This is a genomic window from Stygiolobus azoricus (assembly GCF_009729035.1).
Lineage (GTDB): Archaea > Thermoproteota > Thermoprotei_A > Sulfolobales > Sulfolobaceae > Stygiolobus > Stygiolobus azoricus.
Genome location: NZ_CP045483.1, coordinates 399,216 through 418,067 on the forward strand (window position 1 = coordinate 399,216; position 18,852 = coordinate 418,067).

The window sequence follows — 18,852 nt, forward strand, 5'->3', positions numbered from 1 at the left end:
AAGGATGGATTTAAACCTATTGCCAGTATTTTCTATTCTTTAAAAACTTTCTTTCTTCCTCAAGTAAAGCCTCGTAAAACTTGTCCTCCCCGTATTTGAGTTTATCAAGGGCTTTTCCTAGGTTATTAACACCTACTCCTCTTGCACACATCCCTATTGCCACATACTTATTATAGATTGAGTACATTGATGCTAAGTTCCTCAGGGCTTCTAGTCTCTTAGCTTCCTTTTTATTAATTTTCTGGTTCTCTCTAATTTTCCTAAGGATTTTTAAGTCATCATCATTCTCAATTATTGTTAAGAAGATAGAACCACACTTAAGACATTTTTGTGGCGCCGAAGCAGAGGTTACTTTCTGATTCCAACCACATAACAAACAACAAATCCAAACTTCACAGTTACTAAGTTTACGCTTGAATATCTCTAGCATGGCTCCTTTGTTATCCGAGTGGGATAAGACCAGAAGCTTATTCAAGAACTCTTTAGCAAGAGGTGAGAAGCTTGGTACTTGTAAAATTTTCCAGGAAATGCGTTTGAGGTAGTTGAAGATTGTTAAGTCATAATTCTTATACATTAATTCCTTTACAGCTTCTTCCCCAACTATTGTATCTGCAAAAGCCTTAAGGACTGTCTGCATAATTTGCAGGTCTGAGATCTTTTCTCTATCTATCACACCGAATCTCTCAGCTTCTATTAAAAGTTTCCACTTGAACTGAGGACTTTCCCTTATAGACCTCACGATCAAGTCCTGAAATTCATCAATGGTAATGTTACTTAATATAGAAACAGCCTTTTTAACGTCATCTTCACTTAAGGGGATCACGGATGCTATAGCTATGTGATAGGCATCAGCTCTGTAGGTAGTCTTCACTCCCTTTAGATTAGTTAGTAGTAACGACAGAACAGCACCTAAAGTGTTGTTCCCTCTAGTACCTAAAGCTATGTGGATTACAATTAAGTCGTTGTTTATTTCTACCAAGCTCTTGTCCTTAGAGGGTAGTGGATATCCCCTCTTTTTCTGTTCTTCCACAAGTGTTCTTAATCTGTTAATTACGCTCTCAGGTAGTTCTAAACCTTCTCCCTTTTCTAGTTTCTCAAGATATTCGTACACTTTCAAGGCTACTTCCTTTTCTACTGGAATAGACTCCCCGAACCAGCTCGGTAAGACGCCAGATTTTAGAGACGTTTGCTCTACGTACACTCTATTCTCTTCTATCGAAACAATTTTCCATAGTCTTCCACCTAAGACTATAACGGAATTCTCGTCCAGCGTAGCTACGAACTCGTAATCTAGAGACCCTATTTTTGAGTTATTAATATGATCTATTACGAGGTAATCCCTTATCGAATCCGGTATCATATTAGTTGTATAGTAATATCTCCATGCCCTATACGAGGGAAGGACATTTTCTTTATTCCTCTTTATAATTCTTGCCGACTCGAGAATACTGAGGATTTTTTCAAACTCCTCCTCTGTTAAGTCAGAGAATAAGAACGAGGATTTTATTATATTGAATATTTCCTTTTGGTCTGTTATTCCTTCGAGTACCATACCAGCTATTTCATGGGCTACTACGTCGTAGGGTTTTGGTTCTACTATAGGTCTTTCAAGATAACTTTCCCTTAAGCTATCGAGTATGCTTTTACACTCGAGTATATCATAAATATCTCCTGATGGCATTAAGTATCCTCGGGAAATTTTATCCAGAGAGTGGCCGCTTCTCCCTATTCTTTGCACTAATCTTATAACTTGTCTGGGCGACATATACTGGATTACAGCGTTAATTAAACCAATATCTATACCTAATTCAAGGCTTGATGTCGCTACTAAGGCGTCTATTTCTCCCTTTCTGAACCTGTTTTCAGCATCTATTCTTATTTCCTTTGAGAGAGAGCCGTGGTGAGTAAGGATCTTTAAATCTGTTAGTTTTGTCAACTCGTTAGCCAAGAACTCCGTAGTTTCTCTTACGTTAGTGAATATCAGAACTGGCTTTTCCTCTTTAATTATTTTCTCTATGGCTTTTATCCTAGCTAAGGTCTCTGGGTTTAAGCCGGTTTTCACTGAGAGGTCTATGATCTCTTGATCGATGCTAGGTATTACTAGGGTAATTTGCATGTCTTTTCTCTTATCAATCTTAACTACCTCTACTTCATCACCTAAGAACTTCTTAGCTACGTCCACGTCTCCAATTGTAGCAGATAATCCTATTTTTTGCGGTTTTCTTTGGCCAGTAAGGCGTTTTAACCTTTCGAGGACAAGAAGTAATTCATATCCCCTTTTCTCATCTAACATTTCTTGTAATTCGTCTATGACTATCCAACGTATATTCTTTAGTAATTCTCTCATATCTTTATTTATAATCAGGTACATTAAAGTCTCTGGAGTAGTAAGGAGTACGTCCGGAGGATCCTTTATTACGTTCTTTCTTTCTGACTGAGAGGAGTCACCGTGCCTTACTGCTACTTTAACTCCTAATGCTTCTCCTAATCTTTTTAACCTATTTTCTATGTCTCTATTTAGAGCCCTAAGAGGTGTAATATAAATTGTTGAAATCTTGGGTGGGGTCTCCTTAAGTATTTTATAATAAATCGGAAATATCGCTGTTTCGGTTTTACCAAATCCAGTTGGGGCTATGACTAATGTGCTTTTTCCTTCTAAAATTTTCGGAATAGCTTTTTCTTGTATGGGGGTAAGACTCTTATATCCTAACTCGTATAACTTTTTGTAAAAACTCTGAGAAACGTTTATCATGAAGCCATAAAATCTTGTGATTTGGTGCTTAAAATAAAATATGCTTAAAAAGCACGCTATTATGACATCTTTGATAGTTCTTGAATTTGTGCTAATTAAGTATGCAATTCCTAATTTAATTATAATTCCTTACTATATTTACCCAGCTGTAGAGTCTGCTGAGCTTTTGGTGATCTTCTTCCTTGATGGAATTCTAGTTGAATTTATATTTACTTCTTTAGTTATGGTAATTCTATATTACCCCCTTATTCTCTTTACGTACTCTTTATTTCAACAACAGTCCCTATCCTTTTTCTTCCTCCTTGACTTGCTTACGTTTTCGTCTACCTACTTTATTTCTGCCTTATTCGTAGGTTTTATAGGGTGGTTTATTCGAAGAAACATGTCAGATACTTGGTTCGATCAATTATCCCTTTTTGGATACAAGTTCAAGCCTAAAATAGCCCTCATTGGGTTCACATTGGTAATAGCTCTCTATTTTTTTCTTTTTTATGGGAACTTACCTCTCATAGCTGGTAGTATGTTAAATGTTATAGGTATTTCTCTTTTTGGGGATTACTACGACCTACCTTTAGTATTACTCTCATGGTTTGCAACACCTTATTCTCTAACTCCAAGAGGGGAAATCAGTAAACAAGGTATTTGCCTAGGGAACATCTTAGGAATACTAACTAAGTCCAGCATTATAGACTTAAGTGTAATAAGGGTTAACAGTAGCAGAAAGTATAAATGGTCAAGTGTTAAGGCTAATTATTGTATTGACTTTTCGAAAACTAAGAACTACAATATTATTGTAGTCGGCACCAGTGGTTCTGGTAAGTCCAATTTTGCTAAGCTCTTAGTCTCTAAACTTAGTGTTAATATCCTCGTATTTGACTTACACGGAGAATACTACCTAAATGAAGTTAAGAGAGTAGACGTTTCTCAGATTTCTGTAAATCCCTTGAGTCTCTTTAATCGAAATCCGAAGGAGAGAGCATTAGAGATCGCATACATGCTTAAGAGTTTATTTAATCTAGGAAATATTCAAGCTATTGAGTTAACTAACTTAATCGTTGAGGCTTATGCCGAAAAAGGTCTAGACCCAGACGACCCTTCTACTTGGTCTCAAAACCCTCCTACTTTTAGGGACGTATTACTACTCCTTGAGCGTCACAAGAAGAACGCTTTAAGTGCACAAGAAATTAATAAATATCAATCTCTAGAGCCATATCTACAGTATTTATCTTCAACAGTTTTTCAGTCTAATAGTATTAACTTCGAAGAGTTACTTAACTCTTCTTATATACTAGACTTTTCTAGGGTTCCTACAAATGAAGTTAAATATATTATAATGGAAACAATTCTGAAATCAATACAAAGTTTAATGTACTCTCGTAAATCGACTAAGATAGAAAACTTAGTAATAATAGATGAGGCACCTTTTCTACTTAGTAAGGAGTCAGGCAAGCAATTAATTGAAAGGCTTTTAGCCGAAGGAAGAAAGTTTGGGTTTGGTTTTATGTTAATATCACAAAGCGTGGATTATTTGAAGGACGTTATTCCGAATGCTGGCTTATTCTACGCATTTAATATAGTTGAGCCCGGAGAACTTGAGTATATCAGTAAGTTTTTTGGAGGTTCTGATTTGGATATGTATTACACATTATACGAGACTTTTCCGAAACTACCTAGAGGGGTATCCGTGACTAGAGATTTATTAGGGAGATTCATATATTTAGTTCAGTTTTACGAGGGTGATGGTCATGTTTGACGAGGACGAGGAGGGTAAGGAGGAAAAAAGTGAGGAAGAGGAGAAGTTAGAAGAAGAAATAGCTCCGAAAGAGGAGGAAGAATCAGAGGAGAAAACAAGTGAAAGTGGTGAGGAAGAAGAATTTGCCTCCATGACAATTCCTGATATAGAGCTGCTGATGAAAAACACGGAGATATGGGATAAGTTACTCGACGACAAAATAAGCCTCGAGGAAGCAAAGAAAATGTTTGACGAACTGAAAAATAGATATTCTGCTAGTGATAAGAAGAAAAGAAAAGTGGCAAAAAAGTCTAAAAAAGTTAAAGCCAAAAAAACATCTGAGGAAGAAGAATGATCAAAGTTGTTTATTCTAATGCCAAAGATTTTTATTCACTATTAGCAGGGTTAAACGAAATAGCTGATGAAGTAGTATTAAATTTCATAGAGGATTCGATTTATTCTTTTTATTTAACGGACGATAAGTCCTTAATGGGAGTTCTCGTTATATCTAAGGAATACTTAGAGGATTACTCAATAGACAAGCCAGTCGGTGTAAAAATCAACTTAAATGAGGTAAAGAAAATTCTAGGTAAAGCTAAGAGCAAGACTACCTCAGTAATGATAGATGAAACTGACGCTGGATTAAAAATAACTTTAAGAGACGAAAAAAGTGGACTTAGAAGCAATATTTATGTCAAGGGCGAGAAAGTAGATGCACAACGCTTAACTGAACCTAAAGTCTCACTTCCGGTCTCCTTTTCGTTAGACGGATCAATCCTGAAGAAGATATTGTCTGATGCCAGCATTGTAACAGAGGAAGAAGTTCAAATAAGTACTACTGATGATAACGGGATTGAGTTCTCTGCAGAAGAAAGTGGTAAATCTTATAAAGCTAAGCTATACCAAGATAAACCCCTAAAGTCTGTAACTATAGAGGCGGAGGGTAAATCATTCTATAAGATAGAAGTACTAAAGACAGCTTTTAAGGCATTAGCATTCTCGGAGGACGTTACCGTAAGCTTCGGAACTAATGTGCCGTTAAGGGGAGAAGCTACTACTGAATCTGGAGGTCATTTGAGGTTTTGGGTAGCACCAAGACTATGAGAAACTAGATTAGAACCTCTTTTAACAACAGCGGAGTAAATATTGTGAGCCCAACTCAATTCATCCTTTTTTAGAAGGACTAGCAAAAACGTTTTACCTTCTTCTATCCCGTAGTTTAGATTAAATATTTTATAAGCCGTTGTTGTAGCCCCTTTCAGAATTTCCTTCGAAAAATCCGTAAGGGGTCTCTGAACTCTTGATAAGAGATATGCTAACTCAAGGTCTTTCCATAAATTATAATCTATCCATGCACCATTATCTGTGCCGAAAAGTAGCTTTACATCTTTTTCTATTGCATCAGCTATTCTAGGTATACCAGCCGAGAACCATAGGTTGCTTCTAGGACAAACTACTAAGGGAATATTCGAAATCAATTCGAAGTCAGGCTCATTTAAATTAGTCCCGTGAATCAGGAGAGTTGGCTTATAATAACTTAGTAAGTACTCGAGGTCATCCCTTAAGTAATGTCTCTTAGTCTCGGAAACATGAGCAGCTCTAATCTTATCTGAAAACACAGTGCTAATTTTAGCTAATTCATCTTTACTATTACTACTCACAGAAGGTAACCCGTAGCCATGAGATATACTGTGTAGTTTAATTAATTCTTCCTCTGAAAAAACGTCAAGTCTTCCTAGAAGTATGTGGTTAACTTCCCCTACAATTTTGTCCGCTTCTAGAGCTATTTTTATTCCTTCAATGCTCTCCTCCCTAAAATCTACTATTGTAAATATTCCTAGACTCTTGGAATATTTCAAAAATTGCGCAATTCTCTCGACTATTTTATTTCGATACTTCTTAAAATACTCATATTTTACACTTTTTGGATCGCCTACAAGTTCCTTCAGGCTTTTTGTTATTTCTACTTCGGGAAATGCAAAATCCGCTGTATGCGCGTGGGCGTTAACTAGAGGAGGAATAGCAACATAACCTCTTAAGTCCTTTCCCTTATAGTCGTAGCCCTTCCCTATATGAGTTATTCTTCCAGTATTTTCGTCAAACTCTATGTTTATTTTCTCAACATAATCTAGTTCTTCTCCGAGCAAAGCTCCTCCGAGGTTTATCCTATTATTTTCCATTTTTCTTCCCTGAATTTTCTAATCTCGTCCAATGCCTCAGTAGCGTTTCTTAAAGCATCTCTAGCTTTTGAACCGATACCTATCCCTACTTTAACATCATTTAACTCCTTAACTACCTTTATGTGTGCTTCAACAGTGTCCTCGGAGCAGAATAGTCCCAAGTTATCACCTCCGAAATATTGGTCTATGCAACCTAGCCTCTTTCCTACCGCTTTTATGTAATCCATCAAAAAATCTATTTTTTCCATCGATTGTTGTATATTAAGTTTAGTAATTCCATCAATGTCGTAATGTGCAACGAGTATTCTTTCATCAGGTACCTTGTCTAAATTGATTTCTTCACAAGAAAACACTGAAAGGATAGGCTTTTGGTGATAACCTTTACATAGTTTAATAGAAGTCGGAGAATGAGTATCTATTTCTTCTATTACTTTTACTAAATCTTTTTCCCTTACTCCATCGGCTAATATAACGTGGATATCATAACGAAATGGGATAACGTAACTTCCAATTTCGGCTAATTTGTTGTAGAGTAAGTAAGAAAAGTAGTGTTGGAAAGCTTGAATTTTCCATTCTCTGTCGACTCCTAAACTTTCAGTCCACTGTTTATAACCCTCCATTATGAGCTTTACTGTTTTCACTCAATTACCACCGTCGCATCTCCACTTAGCTGTAACTCCTTCAATTTTCTTGCCCTTTTAACTAGCTTTATTGCAGACTCCACAGCCCTAGTTGAGTACTCCTCAATTCTTTCTACAGCTTGTTCATGTGTGGCTCCGTGTCCAATAATTCCTAACGTTACAGGTTTGCCGTATTCTACAGAAAGATCCATTAATTTTCTGGCAGTCTGTGTTGCTACTATTTCGTCATGCTTGGTTTCTCCTTTAATTACAGCACCTAAAGTTACTACTGCATCTATTTCGTCTCTCTTTAGTAATTCCTTGACTATCATGGGCATGTCGTAACTCCCGGGGACTTTCACTACTACTTTAACTGTAGCTCCCAAGAAGTTGGCGTGGGATATTGCTCTTTGTAGCATTAAGTATGTGATATCGTAGTTAAATTCAGCTACGACTATAGCTAAATTAATCTTCGAGTTCTCCTGCATGTGTATACCCCTGCCTGAGACCTTTACCAGCATACTTAGTTAAAGCTGATCCTCCTTCTTTGACTAACTTAACAAGGTTTAGAGCGTGTTTTGATGCTCTGTCTTTCGCGATCTCAACGAGTTTTTCCTCATCTTCAGATTCATCTTCATGAACAGTTACGTCAATTACATGTTTAGAAGTTAATATCTGAACCATGATCAGTCCAATACTTGTAGCCAGATAACTGTACTTATCTAACATAGTCTTTCCAACCCACCCTAAAGTAATAACCCCGTCACATCCTTGATCTAATAACTTCTTTGCACCGACAGGTAGGTCTTTTATACCGGGGACTGTATACCTTACAATCTCAGCGTCTGGGTCCTCTTTCCTTATCACGCTTATGGCTATTTTTCCCATGTCTACTCTAGAAAAGGTTGTATCTACAACTCCGTATTTACGTGAGGTCATTTAATCACCTCTAACACAATTTCCTTACCCTCTATGAAAAGGAACCCGTTATTCTTAGCATAGAGTATAGCTTTCTCTTTAGAGAGACTCTTACCATCTCCCAGCATTTCAGCTATAACACCACTTCTTTCTAATCCTATATACTCTAGTAAAGATGTACTCAACTCCGTATGACCCTTTCTGTTCTTTAATCCTCTTGAAATTAAAATTGGGACATGACCAGGTGCATAAAACTCTGTGTAGAATTTATTCCTAGCCTCATCCTCCCTTGTCTTTATCATGCTAATTGTCTTATGTAACTCGGATATTGTTTTAGCTCGGTCCTCATCGTTTATTCCGGTTCTGGTAGAGATGTGGTTAACCCACAATGCGAAGGCTGGTTCGTCTCCGTAAGGAGGTTTCTTATACAATGGAGGGTACTTCTCTTTCACTATTTCTGTCATAAAAGTTATGCCTAACTTTTTAGCCTCATTATTACCGGTTACGTAGCAGATAAGTCCTCCTGCATCTTTTCTTAATAAGTTTATACTTTTCCATGTCACCGTACCTGCATAAAACATCATGTCAACTTCTTCTTCTCTTCCGTCAAAGTCATAAATTAAAATCGGTAGTCCAGATTCTAAGTTTCTCTTGATTTCTTCCTTAGGGGGTAACATTGCAAGATAACATATTTTTATAAATATTTAAGCGTATTTACTAATTTCTTTTTTTTAATCTTAGAGTTACAAATACGATTATTGCTAGAATAGAAATAATTAAGAATAAGACTGTAGTTGATTGGACAAAAGGATGGTTGTTATTTAAAGTTATTGAAGAAGAAAATGTTGAGAAAATAGTTTCTGACAAGTTATATACTTCTTGTATTAACGATACTACTATAGTAGCATTTTGAGAAGAATCATACAAATTTATTGTAAAATATGAGTTGTTATAAAAATACATCAGCAAATAGCTGGATGGAATGATAATTTCTGTATAGTTGATTGTTTGAGAAACTATATAATGTAGGGTGCTAGGTAACCTCAGTTTTAAGACCGAGGTATTATCCGTTACATTAAACGTTAACTGAAATCCGTTAAAATTATACGTTATGTTTAACTGGGAGTTAACGTAATACTGAATAACGCTTATCTTTATTTCTAACGATGGTAGGGAAATTGTAGAGGTGGTGGAACTCTGCACCTCCGAAAAGATCGTTATTTTATTCATTGACAATAGGATTAATGTAATAAACATTGCACTAATTACTAAACGTTGTGTAAGAGACATGTTACAACAGATATTTATTACCCCACATTAATAGAGTATGATTAAGTATGTCCGGTTATCCTCAAGGATATCCCAATCCCTACAATTGGAAGATGATACTGATATCGCAAGTGCTAATGATTTTAATGTCTTTTGTTCTATCTCTTTATCCTCAATACTTCTTGCCTGTTTATATCCTTTATATTCTCGTGATAATGGGGATATCCAGTGTTATGATGGCTAGAAGTAACCCTATGCTGGCGGAGAGGAAATATATGGGTGAGATATACAAGTCAAATACATTGTTTGAAGAGAAAAATGCTGGAAGTCTTATACAGAAGGATATGGAGTATGTTCAGAAAATGCAACAACTTGCTGTAGCTAACTTTAAGTCGTTCGGTATAATGATTTTGTATATAATAATAATATTTCTATTTTATGACTATGTATTATTAAAAATTGTAGGCAGCGTAACACAATACGAGAAATTAGCAATTTACTTGATCTACTTTGAAGCTCTATATCTTTTCAACATGTTCGTCTATCGTAGACTGATAAAAATCCAGATGATGGACGCTATGGCTCCCTCAAGTTATAAAGTAACAGAGAAAGGAATATTATCCACAGATAAAAGCGGTGTATTCTTACATTCGAGGCATTTGGTCAACGCTGAAATAATAGAGAACAGGGAGAAGAAATATGTAGAGATAGATTCTAAAACTTCAAAGCTTCCATACAAAATAAGACTCTACACAAATGATATAGATAGGCTCTTGGAGGTTCTTAATAGAGTTAAAAGGATGGAGTTAAAGAGACAACAGTCTTCCGATTCGTGAAAAGTATAAGTGAGAATACAATCCTATAGTGTTTTCGTATAATGCACCATCTTTTTCCTCCCATATACCTTTTCCGATCTTATTTCTGAATGCAAACTGAACATCAGATCCTACTTGAATTGGCTTAGAGACGTGAAACTCATGCCCTTTGATTGTGGAAGATGATAGATAAGTAATCCTAATCGGCTCTAACTCCGTATAACCTATAGTCAGCTTATCCTTAGTCTTTATCGAAATATCGAATATGTCAACCATACGATAAGATCTTCCTTGAGTATCGATCAACTCTTTAGAGAGATACATGAGTCCTCCGCATTCACCTAGTATTTTAACACCTCGCTCAGAGTTTCTCTTGATCCATTCTTTTGTCAAAGTAGAATTCTCTAACTCTTCTAGGTGTAACTCGGGATAACCGCCTCCGATGTATATAAAGTCTGGAGTTTCTGTAGGTCTGTCGTTATTTAAAGGGCTAAAGAACTCGAGCTTATATTTTTTTCTTAAGAAGTCTAGGTTAGCTTCATAGTAAAAGTTGAATGCGGAATCCAGTGCGATATAGGCGATTCCCTCTTGTTTAGATTGATCCTCGCTGGTCACTTCATTATCTATCGGCTTTGTATCTTTTGAAATTTCCACCAGTCTATCTAAATCTACGTTTTCTTCTACAAGTCTGGAGGTGTAACTGATCACTTCTTCAGCTTTGTTGAAGTCTTCAGTTGTGTATAGACCTAAATGCCTTGATGGAACTGTAAGTTGTTTATCGAAGTTTATGTAGCCGAGAACCTCGATGTCTTCTGGAACTGATCTTTTACAATAGTTAAAGTGAGTAGATGAACCTACTTGGTTAAATATTACTCCTTTTACATTAGCGTTTCCATACTCTTTCAGTCCTTTTATTATAGCACCTGCCGTGCTAGCTAGACTACTACAATTTATTACCAGAACTATCGGCGTGTGGGTTATTTTGGACAGCTCGTAAGTGCTGTATCTAATATCAACTCCATCATATAGACCCATCACTCCTTCAATTATACCAAGATGGTAACCCTTGCTGTATTTTGCTAGTGTCTGCTTTACTCCATCCTCTCCCATGAGCCAAATGTCTAGATTGATTGCTGGAGAACCGGTAGCTATCTTTAAGTACTTAGAGTCTATGAAATCTGGTCCAGCCTTAAAAGTCCTCACTTTAAACTTTTTGGATAGTGCTCTGGCTATCCCAGAAGTTATTAGCGTCTTACCTGAGTTACTTCTGTCTGAAGAAATGATTATACGGGGTAGGATCACGCAAAAAATAAGAGCTAAATAACTTAATTTATTTTATGCATGTATATTACGATGATGCGCGAGACATAAAGGCTATTATACAAACCCTCACTAAGTTGGTTGATGAAGCTCTTTTCGAAATAAAACCAGAAGGTATAAAATTAACTGCTGTAGACAGGGCAAAAATATCTTTAATTAACATTGATTTACCTGCGGAAATGTTTAAAGAGTACGAGGTTCAGGAAGAATACAAATTCGGATTCAACACTCAATATATGTCGAAACTGATGAAAGCTGTGAAAGGAAAACAAGCAATTTCATTAGATGCAGATAACGAAGAGGTAGTAAGGTTGAGTATTATAGGTGCTATAAATCGTGTTTTCAACATAAGAAATATTCAAGTTTTACCCCCTGAAATACCAGAAGCCAATTTTGAGTTTGATATAAAAGCTTCAATTTCCTCGAAAGGTCTGAAAACTGCTATAAGTGAAGTTGCACAAGTTAGTAAAGATAGTGTAACGATATCTGCAACTGAAGAAAAAGTAGTAATTAAAGGAGGTGAAGAGAGCAAAGTAGAAAGTGAGTTTACAAAGGAGACCGGTGCTTTGGCTGACATAGAGTTTACTAAAGAGGCAACAGCTACTTATGACATTAATTACATTGACAACGTTTTACAGCTAACTAAACTTTCAGATTATACTAAGCTAGCCTTTTCGGATCAGAAACCTTTGCAGATGGAATTCAACATGGAAGGAGGGGGGAAAGTTACTTATTTGCTTGCTCCTAAACTATCTTGATGGAGATCTATACAGCACTGGTGGGTAGCTATCCTAGATCTATAAAGTTAGCCAAGATAATAACTAGGTATAGAAACGGAAATGTTGAAGAGTCTAAAGTAATAGAAGAAATAGATAAATTTCAGAAAGATTTCTTCGGACTAATGGAGAAATATAAAGTAGACTATGTAACAGACGGAATGGTAGAATGGGACGATATAGTAGACTTAACTTACTCTTTTCTTAAGGGTGTTGAAAAGGGAGCGTTAGATAGATTTTTTGACAACAACTTCTACTATCGCCATATTGTAATTAAGTCTAAATTGGAGTACAGAGAATCTAATGATTACATTAAATTCATGGAATTAGCGAAGAAGAATGTAAAGAAAAGTCTGAAATTAAAGGCTGTTATATTAGGGCCGCTGTCATTTACGTATATGTCTAAGAACGTGCACTACAAAGGCAAGATAGAAGATTTAATGATGGATTACTCCTACATAGTGAACTCTTTACTTAAGGATTCTGAAAAATACTATGACGCAGTGGAAATACATGAGCCGTATTTCTTTCAAGATAGAGTGAGAAAGCAAAGATTAGAGAACTTAAATGAGTACTATAAGGCGATGTTTGACGGAATAAATAAAGAAAAACACATCATAACATACTTCAACATAAAGTTCGACGTCATTGATGATTATTTTAAGTTACCAGTAGATATCTACGGCTTTGATGTAACAGAGGATAACAAACCAATGATTGGAATGCTATACAACATCAGCAAAGATAGGCAAGTGTATTTCGGTGTTTTGGACTCAAGAAACACTAAGTTAGATAAGATCTCTACAATAAAGAGGATTGCAAATAACGCTAAAGAGAAGGGTATAACTAAATTAATCTTGGGGAATTCTACCTTCAACGATTTAATACCTGAGCTCATAGTAAAGAGAAAGTTTAAAATATTACAGAGGGCGAAGGAGATGATACTAAATGGATGAACTCCCTATTTTACCAACTACGGTAATCGGTAGTTATCCAAGGCCCAAATGGTTAAGAGAATCTATAAGACTATATCATCAAGGTAAACTTAACGAGCAAGAGATGAAGGAAGCGTTTAATGATGCTGTGATAACAGTGCTCAGAGACCATCAAAAAGCAGGAATAGATGTTCCTACAGATGGTGAGATGAGAAGAGACGAAATGGTAGAGTTCTTTGCAGAGAGACTAGGCGGTTTTAGGTTTTACGGCTTCGTTAGGGTATGGGGTGATCATTACTATAGGAAACCATCTGTAGTAGGTAAGATAACATATAAAGAGCCTATGTTACTTGAAGAAGCTCTATTTGCTAAGGAAGCCAGTTACAGTCCTTATCTGAAAGTAACGATTACCGGTCCTTATACAATAGCCGAGTGGTCTTACAACGAATACTACAAGAGTAAGAGAGATCTGGCATTCGATCTAGCAAAAGTGCTTAACACTGAAATGAAAAAGCTAGTGGAGGCTGGAATAAAGGTCGTCCAGGTTGATGAACCCGCTATCCACACTAGGAAGGACGAAGTAGAATGGGCGATAGAAGCTGTAAATGAGTCTATTAGGGGGATAGATGTTAAGGTCGTTATGCACGTGTGTTACGGCGAATATTCGTATCTAGAGCCGTATTTGGACAGATTAAAAGTTGACCAAATTAACCTAGCTCTGAAAAACTACAATTATGAACCAGTAAAACTTTTCGAGAAATGGGACGGTGAAATAGGAGTAGGAGTAATAGACGTCCATAACAGAAGAGTGGAGTCACCTGAGGAGGTAGCTAATGATTTAAGAATGTTATTGGAGCACTTTAAGCCAGAGAGAGTGTGGGTAAACCCCGACTGTGGACTGAAGCTTTTGCCTAGGTCTATAGCTTATCAAAAGATGGAGAATATGGTAAAGGGTACATTAATAGTGAGAGAAGAACTTAAAAGAAAGGGTTATACTACTACTAATCTGAAACCATTATTTAATAGGTGAATGGCGTGAATAAGAAACGAGCTCATGGTCAAAGTCACTCTACTAGACCCGTCAGGACTGGAGCTCCTAAGTGGGTTAGGTTCACTAGGGAAGAAGTGGAGTTACTTATAGAAGAACTATCTAAGAAAGGGTATCCTCCAAGTATGATAGGGTTAATATTGAGAGACCAATACGGAGTGCCACTAGTTAGGCAAATAGCTGGTAAAAAAGTAGTTCAAATATTAGAGGAGAAAGGTTTAGCACCTAAGATTCCAGAAGATTTATACAATTTAATAAAGAAGGCTGTTAACATAAGAAGACACTTGTTTGAGCATCCAAAGGATAAGAAAGCCAAGAGAGGGTTAGAAGAGACTGAGTCTAAGATAAGAAGATTAGTAAGATACTATATAGAGGTAGGTAAGTTACCTCAAGGATGGAGATACGAGCCTGAGAAAGCAGAACTGCTCGTTTCAGGAGCTCAATGATTTTTCCACTCTTTCTTTGAGAATTTCTACAACCCTTTGGTCTACCCCTATTGGATCAGCGACTATTATTTTAACTTTATTTGACACTGATTGAAGCTGTTTAGGAATATCCCTCTTAAAGTGCGTTCCCGCCGCAAAAAGCAGTGGGACTACAACTATAGTATCTACACCTTTTTCAATAAGCTTCTTAGCTGCGTCGGTAATATTAGGTTCGTTAAACTCGATGAACCCGTACTCGACTACTGAAAAATACTTTCTAAGTAAGTCAGCATACTTTATTGCAACTTCTTTCCACTCACTAACTTTACTTCCGTGTAAAACTAGTAATACGCCAATCATAAGTCAAATTATTAACTTCGATTTTATATACTTGTGTTTTGATTTAGCTTAAAGGGATAAAGAGTGCCTGACTTCAAGATTGTCATATCTGACCCGCAAACAAAAGAGCCTAACACAGCTAAGGTTAAGGTTAAAGTATCTGATACAGTTCAGGTTAATCAGGGAGAGAAGGACGGAAAAGCAATACCCTCAGCCAAACTAAATGAGAAGACTAAACAAGATCTCGGTTTAGACCAGTTCGTGACAGTGGAGATAGAAAAGCAGGAGGGAGATAAAAAGTTAAGAATAAAGGGCCACTTTAAGGTCGAGGTAGATAACTCAGTCCCTCAAAATGAGATATGGATTTCACAGCAGATGGGAGAGAAATTTGGTGCTAATGAGTTTGAAGCAATAGCTTATAGAACTAAAGCCTTCCAAGTCTCAGTAGATCAATCAAAAGTCCCCAGTTTAATAGGGGCAAAAATAGGGGATGTAGTTGACGTGAACATATCCGGAGTACCCCTGAAACTTAAGATAACCGGTGGGTCAGATAACTCAGGCTTCCCGATGAGATTTGACTTTCAAGGCGGTGCTAAAAGGAGGCTTTTACTGAGCTCCCCTCCCGGTTTCTATCCTACTGAAGACGGTATGAGAAAGAAGAAGACCGTTCGCGGAAATATGATCACTGCTGAAATAGTTCAGATTAATACTATATTAGTTAGGTGAAAAAACTTTTGCCTTGGCCACAAGTTCAGCCGGAAGTAAACATAGGTGTAGTAGGTCACGTTGACCATGGTAAGACTACTTTAGTTCAGGCTATTACTGGAATATGGACTTCAAAACACTCAGAGGAATTAAAAAGAGGAATGACAATCAAGCTAGGTTACGCTGAAGCGAATATAGGATTTTGTGAGAGTTGTAAAGTCCCAGAGGCATATGTTACTGAGCCCTCATGTGCACATTGTGGTAGTACTGAAGAGCCTAAGTTTCTGAGAAAAGTTTCTTTTATTGACGCTCCAGGTCACGAAGTCCTAATGGCTACTATGTTATCTGGAGCGGCTCTGATGGATGGTGCTATTTTAGTTGTAGCCGCAAACGAACCTTTTCCTCAGCCTCAAACTAGAGAACATTTTTTTGCACTAGGTATTATAAATATTAAAAACCTAATTATTGTTCAAAACAAGGTCGATGTAGTACCTAAGGAGGAGGCTATAAAACAATACAAACAAATTAGGGAGTTCCTTAAGGGGACATGGGCGGAAGGTGCACCAATAATACCTGTAAGTGCTCTTCACAAAATAAATATTGATGCATTAATTGAAAGTATACAAAAGTACATACCTACACCAGAGAGGGACTTGTCTAAACCTCCTATAATGTTAGTAATAAGAAGTTTTGATGTTAATAAACCTGGAACACCTTATACTGAGTTAAAAGGAGGTGTATTAGGAGGCAGTATATTACAAGGTAAATTAGAGGTAGGAGATGAGATAAAAGTATTACCGGGTGTTAGAATAGAGAAGTCTGGCGGTAAAGTAGAGTATCAGCCCTTGTATTCAAAAATAACTTCCATTAGGTTCTCAGACCTTGAAGTAAAGGAGGCGAAACCAGGCGGATTGATGGCAATAGGTACTGAATTAGATCCCTCATATGTTAAAGCCGATAGCTTAGTTGGAAGCGTTGTAGTGAAAGCCAACCATGATGTACCCGTACTTTTTGACATGGTTATTGAAGACTATCAGCTTTTAGAACGGGTAGTAGGTAGTAAAGAACTGATAAAAGTAGATAATTTAAAACCGAAGGAAACGATCATGATCACTATAGGTTCTTCAACTACACTTGGTGTAATTAAGTCCATAAAATCGAATAGGATAGAAGTTGAGCTTAAGAGACCTATTGTGGCGTGGGATAAAGGTCTTAGAGCTGTGATAAGTAGGCAGATAGGAGGAAGATGGAGATTAGTGGGATGGGGTCTAATCAATTTCTGAAGGTTCTCGTAGATACAAATATTCTGTTATATGTTTACGATAGGTTTGACCCATTTGAAAGAGTTGTTCGGTTTTTAGATTATAAACCGGCTTTTTATATAACTAAATCTGTATTAAAAGAGTTAAGAAAATTAGCCGAAGTAGGCGGTCCTTTAATGCAAATGAAAGTTCAAGTTGCGTTAAAGTATCTAGACGCGTATAGAAATTATTGGAGTGAGATAGATGAGGAGGACAATAATATTGACGTAGATACTCACTTGCTAAAGGTAAGTAAGAAATATGATATGGCGATATTTACGAACGATTTATCTTTAAGACGAAGAGCATTAAAAATGGGTATAAAAGTTTTATACCTTAGGCAGAAGAGTAAAAATATAAGTCTTAGTTTTATTATCTAGTCTGATATCTCTATGTTTAAACTCATTAAAGCCAAGGGTATCGTTAGAATACCTCCAGACTACTTCGGTCAGCCTATCGATGATGTTGCGTTGCAAATTCTAAGACAAGAATACCAGGAAAAAGTATTAAAGGATATCGGACTTATACTCGGCGTGTTGGACGCTAAAGCAAACGAGGAAGGATATATAATCTTCGGAGACGGTGCAACTTATCATGAGGTAGAGTTCAATATGTTAGTTTATGCACCAATGATGCATGAAATAGTTGAAGGTGAGGTGAATCAAGTAGATAACTACGGTATATACGTCAATATAGGTCCGGTTGACGGTCTAGTTCATATATCACAAATAACTGACGATAACCTGAAATTTGATCAAAATAGAGGTATTCTTATAGGAGAGAGGTCTAAGAAGGTCATTCAGAAGGGGGATAGAGTGAGAGCACGGATAATTAGTATATCAGTAGGAGGTTCTAGAATGCCAAGAATAGCCCTAACAATGAAGCAACCATTCTTAGGTAAATTAGAGTGGATAAACCAAGAACTCTCAAAGGCGAGTAAGTGATGCCAGAAAAGAAGATATTCAAGGCTTGTAAAAATTGTAGAGCACTAGTACCTTTGGAGACAGCTACATGCCCTATCTGTAACTCTACGTCTTTCAGTGAGGATTGGAGCGGGATGGTTATTATAATAAGTCAAGATTCTGAAGTAGCAAAGGTCTTTGGGGCATCGACACCGTGGAGATACGCGATTACAGTCAAGTAGATTATTGTTTTATTTTACCTCAAGAACTGAGAAACCAATTGGCAAAACCGTACGGTATTCTTTTCACAAACAATACCGAACTTCTCCACTTTCTCATATCTAGGAAAAACTCGAGAATAATAACAGTTGGCGATGTTGTAACTAAGACCGTATTAGACCTTAACTTAACTCCTTTTCTGTCATTAGTAGACGGAAAAACTAGGCGTAAGTTTAATACTGAAAAGAGGACGATAGTCATGGAAAGGGTAAAAAACGAAGCCGGGCTGATAAGGTTATCAGCAATTTCAAAAATTAAAGAACTGCTTGAGATTGACTCAGATGCTAGTAAGGTCGTTTATGTGGAGGGTGAAGAGGATTTATTAGTAATTCCAATAGTAATTTACGGAAAAGACGGAGATATTATACTTTATGGTCAACCATATGCAGGAGCCGTTGTCCTGATAATAGACGATCTAATAAGAAGAAGGGTAATGGAAATCTTCACCAAGTTTAGGATAGTTAAGTGTGAATAAAAACATCCGACCTGCGCGGGCTCATCACTTGTCAGCCCTTTCGAGCTTCTTCATCTTTGTT

At 36.8% G+C, this 18,852-nt stretch carries 22 protein-coding genes; 14 read left to right on the forward strand and 8 right to left on the reverse strand.

Annotated features, from left to right (window positions below):
- Positions 1–16 precede the first annotated feature (16 nt).
- A complete protein-coding gene (locus tag D1868_RS02415) occupies positions 17–2,752 on the reverse strand; it encodes a DEAD/DEAH box helicase (protein ID WP_156005183.1) in 2,736 nt (911 codons plus the stop codon).
- A 40-nt stretch (positions 2,753–2,792) separates the two neighbouring features.
- On the opposite strand from D1868_RS02415, the gene D1868_RS02420 reads away from it, so the two are divergent.
- The 3 genes from D1868_RS02420 to D1868_RS02430 are packed head-to-tail and all read left to right on the forward strand — an operon-like array spanning position 2,793 to position 5,588.
- On the forward strand, positions 2,793–4,505 hold the full coding sequence (locus D1868_RS02420; RefSeq protein ID WP_156005184.1) for an ATP-binding protein: 1,713 nt from the start codon (positions 2,793–2,795) through the stop codon (positions 4,503–4,505).
- Positions 4,498–4,839 (forward strand): RNA polymerase subunit Rpo13, encoded by a 342-nt coding sequence (locus tag D1868_RS02425; protein WP_156005185.1) that lies wholly within the window; start codon positions 4,498–4,500, stop codon positions 4,837–4,839. The genes D1868_RS02420 and D1868_RS02425 overlap by 8 nt, the downstream gene beginning before the upstream one ends.
- The gene (locus D1868_RS02430; RefSeq protein ID WP_156005186.1) at positions 4,836–5,588 is read left to right on the forward strand and encodes a DNA polymerase sliding clamp; all 753 of its coding nucleotides are present in this window, start codon (positions 4,836–4,838) and stop codon (positions 5,586–5,588) included. The genes D1868_RS02425 and D1868_RS02430 overlap by 4 nt, the downstream gene beginning before the upstream one ends.
- On the opposite strand, the gene D1868_RS02435 is transcribed toward D1868_RS02430, so the two are convergent.
- From D1868_RS02435 to D1868_RS02455, 5 genes are read right to left on the reverse strand one after another with little or no spacing between them, the layout of a single operon-like run.
- Positions 5,555–6,664: an amidohydrolase family protein gene (locus tag D1868_RS02435; RefSeq protein WP_156005187.1), complete on the reverse strand. Its 1,110-nt coding sequence runs from the start codon at positions 6,662–6,664 to the stop codon at positions 5,555–5,557. The two genes, D1868_RS02430 and D1868_RS02435, sit on opposite strands and share 34 nt — an antisense overlap.
- Entirely contained in the window at positions 6,646–7,305 is a 660-nt protein-coding gene (locus D1868_RS02440; RefSeq protein ID WP_156005188.1) for a GTP cyclohydrolase IIa, read from the reverse strand. Before D1868_RS02440 ends, D1868_RS02435 begins: the two co-directional genes overlap by 19 nt.
- A complete protein-coding gene (ribH, locus tag D1868_RS02445) occupies positions 7,302–7,772 on the reverse strand; it encodes a 6,7-dimethyl-8-ribityllumazine synthase (protein ID WP_156005189.1) in 471 nt (156 codons plus the stop codon). Before ribH ends, D1868_RS02440 begins: the two co-directional genes overlap by 4 nt.
- On the reverse strand, positions 7,750–8,223 hold the full coding sequence (gene ribC / locus D1868_RS02450) for a riboflavin synthase (protein WP_156005190.1): 474 nt from the start codon (positions 8,221–8,223) through the stop codon (positions 7,750–7,752). Before ribC ends, ribH begins: the two co-directional genes overlap by 23 nt.
- Positions 8,220–8,879: a 3,4-dihydroxy-2-butanone-4-phosphate synthase gene (locus D1868_RS02455; RefSeq protein WP_156005191.1), complete on the reverse strand. Its 660-nt coding sequence runs from the start codon at positions 8,877–8,879 to the stop codon at positions 8,220–8,222. Before D1868_RS02455 ends, ribC begins: the two co-directional genes overlap by 4 nt.
- A 660-nt stretch (positions 8,880–9,539) precedes the next feature.
- On the opposite strand from D1868_RS02455, the gene D1868_RS02460 reads away from it, so the two are divergent.
- Positions 9,540–10,307: a DUF2208 domain-containing protein gene (locus D1868_RS02460; RefSeq protein ID WP_156005192.1), complete on the forward strand. Its 768-nt coding sequence runs from the start codon at positions 9,540–9,542 to the stop codon at positions 10,305–10,307.
- Here the strand turns inward: D1868_RS02460 and D1868_RS02465 are convergent.
- Complete coding sequence (locus tag D1868_RS02465; protein ID WP_156005193.1) at positions 10,278–11,588, reverse strand: cobyrinic acid a,c-diamide synthase CobB; 1,311 nt, start codon at positions 11,586–11,588, stop codon at positions 10,278–10,280. The two genes, D1868_RS02460 and D1868_RS02465, sit on opposite strands and share 30 nt — an antisense overlap.
- Before the next feature lie 35 nt (positions 11,589–11,623).
- On the opposite strand from D1868_RS02465, the gene D1868_RS02470 reads away from it, so the two are divergent.
- From D1868_RS02470 to D1868_RS02485, 4 genes are read left to right on the forward strand one after another with little or no spacing between them, the layout of a single operon-like run.
- Entirely contained in the window at positions 11,624–12,364 is a 741-nt protein-coding gene (locus tag D1868_RS02470; RefSeq protein WP_156005194.1) for a DNA polymerase sliding clamp, read from the forward strand.
- Complete coding sequence (locus tag D1868_RS02475; RefSeq protein WP_156005195.1) at positions 12,364–13,338, forward strand: uroporphyrinogen decarboxylase/cobalamine-independent methonine synthase family protein; 975 nt, start codon at positions 12,364–12,366, stop codon at positions 13,336–13,338. Before D1868_RS02470 ends, D1868_RS02475 begins: the two co-directional genes overlap by 1 nt.
- Positions 13,331–14,347, forward strand: a complete 1,017-nt coding sequence (locus tag D1868_RS02480; protein WP_156005196.1) for a methionine synthase — start codon at positions 13,331–13,333, stop codon at positions 14,345–14,347. Before D1868_RS02475 ends, D1868_RS02480 begins: the two co-directional genes overlap by 8 nt.
- A 5-nt stretch (positions 14,348–14,352) precedes the next feature.
- A complete protein-coding gene (locus tag D1868_RS02485; protein ID WP_156005197.1) occupies positions 14,353–14,811 on the forward strand; it encodes a 30S ribosomal protein S15 in 459 nt (152 codons plus the stop codon).
- On the opposite strand, the gene D1868_RS02490 is transcribed toward D1868_RS02485, so the two are convergent.
- Positions 14,797–15,150: a CbiX/SirB N-terminal domain-containing protein gene (locus D1868_RS02490; RefSeq protein ID WP_156005198.1), complete on the reverse strand. Its 354-nt coding sequence runs from the start codon at positions 15,148–15,150 to the stop codon at positions 14,797–14,799. The genes D1868_RS02485 and D1868_RS02490 overlap by 15 nt on opposite strands.
- A gap of 63 nt (positions 15,151–15,213) precedes the next feature.
- On the opposite strand from D1868_RS02490, the gene D1868_RS02495 reads away from it, so the two are divergent.
- From D1868_RS02495 to D1868_RS02520, 6 genes are read left to right on the forward strand one after another with little or no spacing between them, the layout of a single operon-like run.
- On the forward strand, positions 15,214–15,855 hold the full coding sequence (locus tag D1868_RS02495; RefSeq protein ID WP_156005200.1) for a 30S ribosomal protein S6e: 642 nt from the start codon (positions 15,214–15,216) through the stop codon (positions 15,853–15,855).
- Between the two features lie 8 nt (positions 15,856–15,863).
- Positions 15,864–17,117, forward strand: coding sequence for a translation initiation factor IF-2 subunit gamma (locus D1868_RS02500; protein WP_156005202.1), 1,254 nt, complete (start codon positions 15,864–15,866; stop codon positions 17,115–17,117).
- The gene (locus D1868_RS02505) at positions 17,096–17,515 is read left to right on the forward strand and encodes a PIN domain-containing protein (RefSeq protein WP_156005204.1); all 420 of its coding nucleotides are present in this window, start codon (positions 17,096–17,098) and stop codon (positions 17,513–17,515) included. The genes D1868_RS02500 and D1868_RS02505 overlap by 22 nt, the downstream gene beginning before the upstream one ends.
- 12 nt (positions 17,516–17,527) lie before the next feature.
- Entirely contained in the window at positions 17,528–18,079 is a 552-nt protein-coding gene (locus D1868_RS02510) for a DNA-directed RNA polymerase (protein WP_156005206.1), read from the forward strand.
- Positions 18,079–18,279 (forward strand): transcription elongation factor subunit Spt4, encoded by a 201-nt coding sequence (spt4, locus tag D1868_RS02515; RefSeq protein WP_156005208.1) that lies wholly within the window; start codon positions 18,079–18,081, stop codon positions 18,277–18,279. Before D1868_RS02510 ends, spt4 begins: the two co-directional genes overlap by 1 nt.
- Positions 18,252–18,791 (forward strand): GTP-dependent dephospho-CoA kinase family protein, encoded by a 540-nt coding sequence (locus D1868_RS02520; protein ID WP_156005211.1) that lies wholly within the window; start codon positions 18,252–18,254, stop codon positions 18,789–18,791. Before spt4 ends, D1868_RS02520 begins: the two co-directional genes overlap by 28 nt.
- Positions 18,792–18,852: the final 61 nt, after the last annotated feature.

What these genes read in the sequence shown, in the direction of transcription:
- spt4 (WP_156005208.1), top strand. Translation starts at nt 18,079, where the DNA reads ATGCCAGAAAAGAAGATATTCAAGGCTTGTAAAAATTGTAGAGCACTA.
- D1868_RS02425 (WP_156005185.1), top strand. Translation starts at nt 4,498, where the DNA reads ATGTTTGACGAGGACGAGGAGGGTAAGGAGGAAAAAAGTGAGGAAGAG.
- D1868_RS02420 (WP_156005184.1), top strand. Translation starts at nt 2,793, where the DNA reads ATGCTTAAAAAGCACGCTATTATGACATCTTTGATAGTTCTTGAATTT.
- D1868_RS02470 (WP_156005194.1), top strand. Translation starts at nt 11,624, where the DNA reads ATGCATGTATATTACGATGATGCGCGAGACATAAAGGCTATTATACAA.
- D1868_RS02475 (WP_156005195.1), top strand. Translation starts at nt 12,364, where the DNA reads ATGGAGATCTATACAGCACTGGTGGGTAGCTATCCTAGATCTATAAAG.
- D1868_RS02455 (WP_156005191.1), bottom strand. Translation starts at nt 8,879, where the DNA reads ATGTTACCCCCTAAGGAAGAAATCAAGAGAAACTTAGAATCTGGACTA.
- D1868_RS02435 (WP_156005187.1), bottom strand. Translation starts at nt 6,664, where the DNA reads ATGGAAAATAATAGGATAAACCTCGGAGGAGCTTTGCTCGGAGAAGAA.
- ribC (WP_156005190.1), bottom strand. Translation starts at nt 8,223, where the DNA reads ATGACCTCACGTAAATACGGAGTTGTAGATACAACCTTTTCTAGAGTA.
- D1868_RS02510 (WP_156005206.1), top strand. Translation starts at nt 17,528, where the DNA reads ATGTTTAAACTCATTAAAGCCAAGGGTATCGTTAGAATACCTCCAGAC.
- D1868_RS02415 (WP_156005183.1), bottom strand. Translation starts at nt 2,752, where the DNA reads ATGATAAACGTTTCTCAGAGTTTTTACAAAAAGTTATACGAGTTAGGA.
- D1868_RS02490 (WP_156005198.1), bottom strand. Translation starts at nt 15,150, where the DNA reads ATGATTGGCGTATTACTAGTTTTACACGGAAGTAAAGTTAGTGAGTGG.
- D1868_RS02505 (WP_156005204.1), top strand. Translation starts at nt 17,096, where the DNA reads ATGGGGTCTAATCAATTTCTGAAGGTTCTCGTAGATACAAATATTCTG.
- D1868_RS02460 (WP_156005192.1), top strand. Translation starts at nt 9,540, where the DNA reads ATGTCCGGTTATCCTCAAGGATATCCCAATCCCTACAATTGGAAGATG.
- D1868_RS02430 (WP_156005186.1), top strand. Translation starts at nt 4,836, where the DNA reads ATGATCAAAGTTGTTTATTCTAATGCCAAAGATTTTTATTCACTATTA.
- D1868_RS02480 (WP_156005196.1), top strand. Translation starts at nt 13,331, where the DNA reads ATGGATGAACTCCCTATTTTACCAACTACGGTAATCGGTAGTTATCCA.
- ribH (WP_156005189.1), bottom strand. Translation starts at nt 7,772, where the DNA reads ATGCAGGAGAACTCGAAGATTAATTTAGCTATAGTCGTAGCTGAATTT.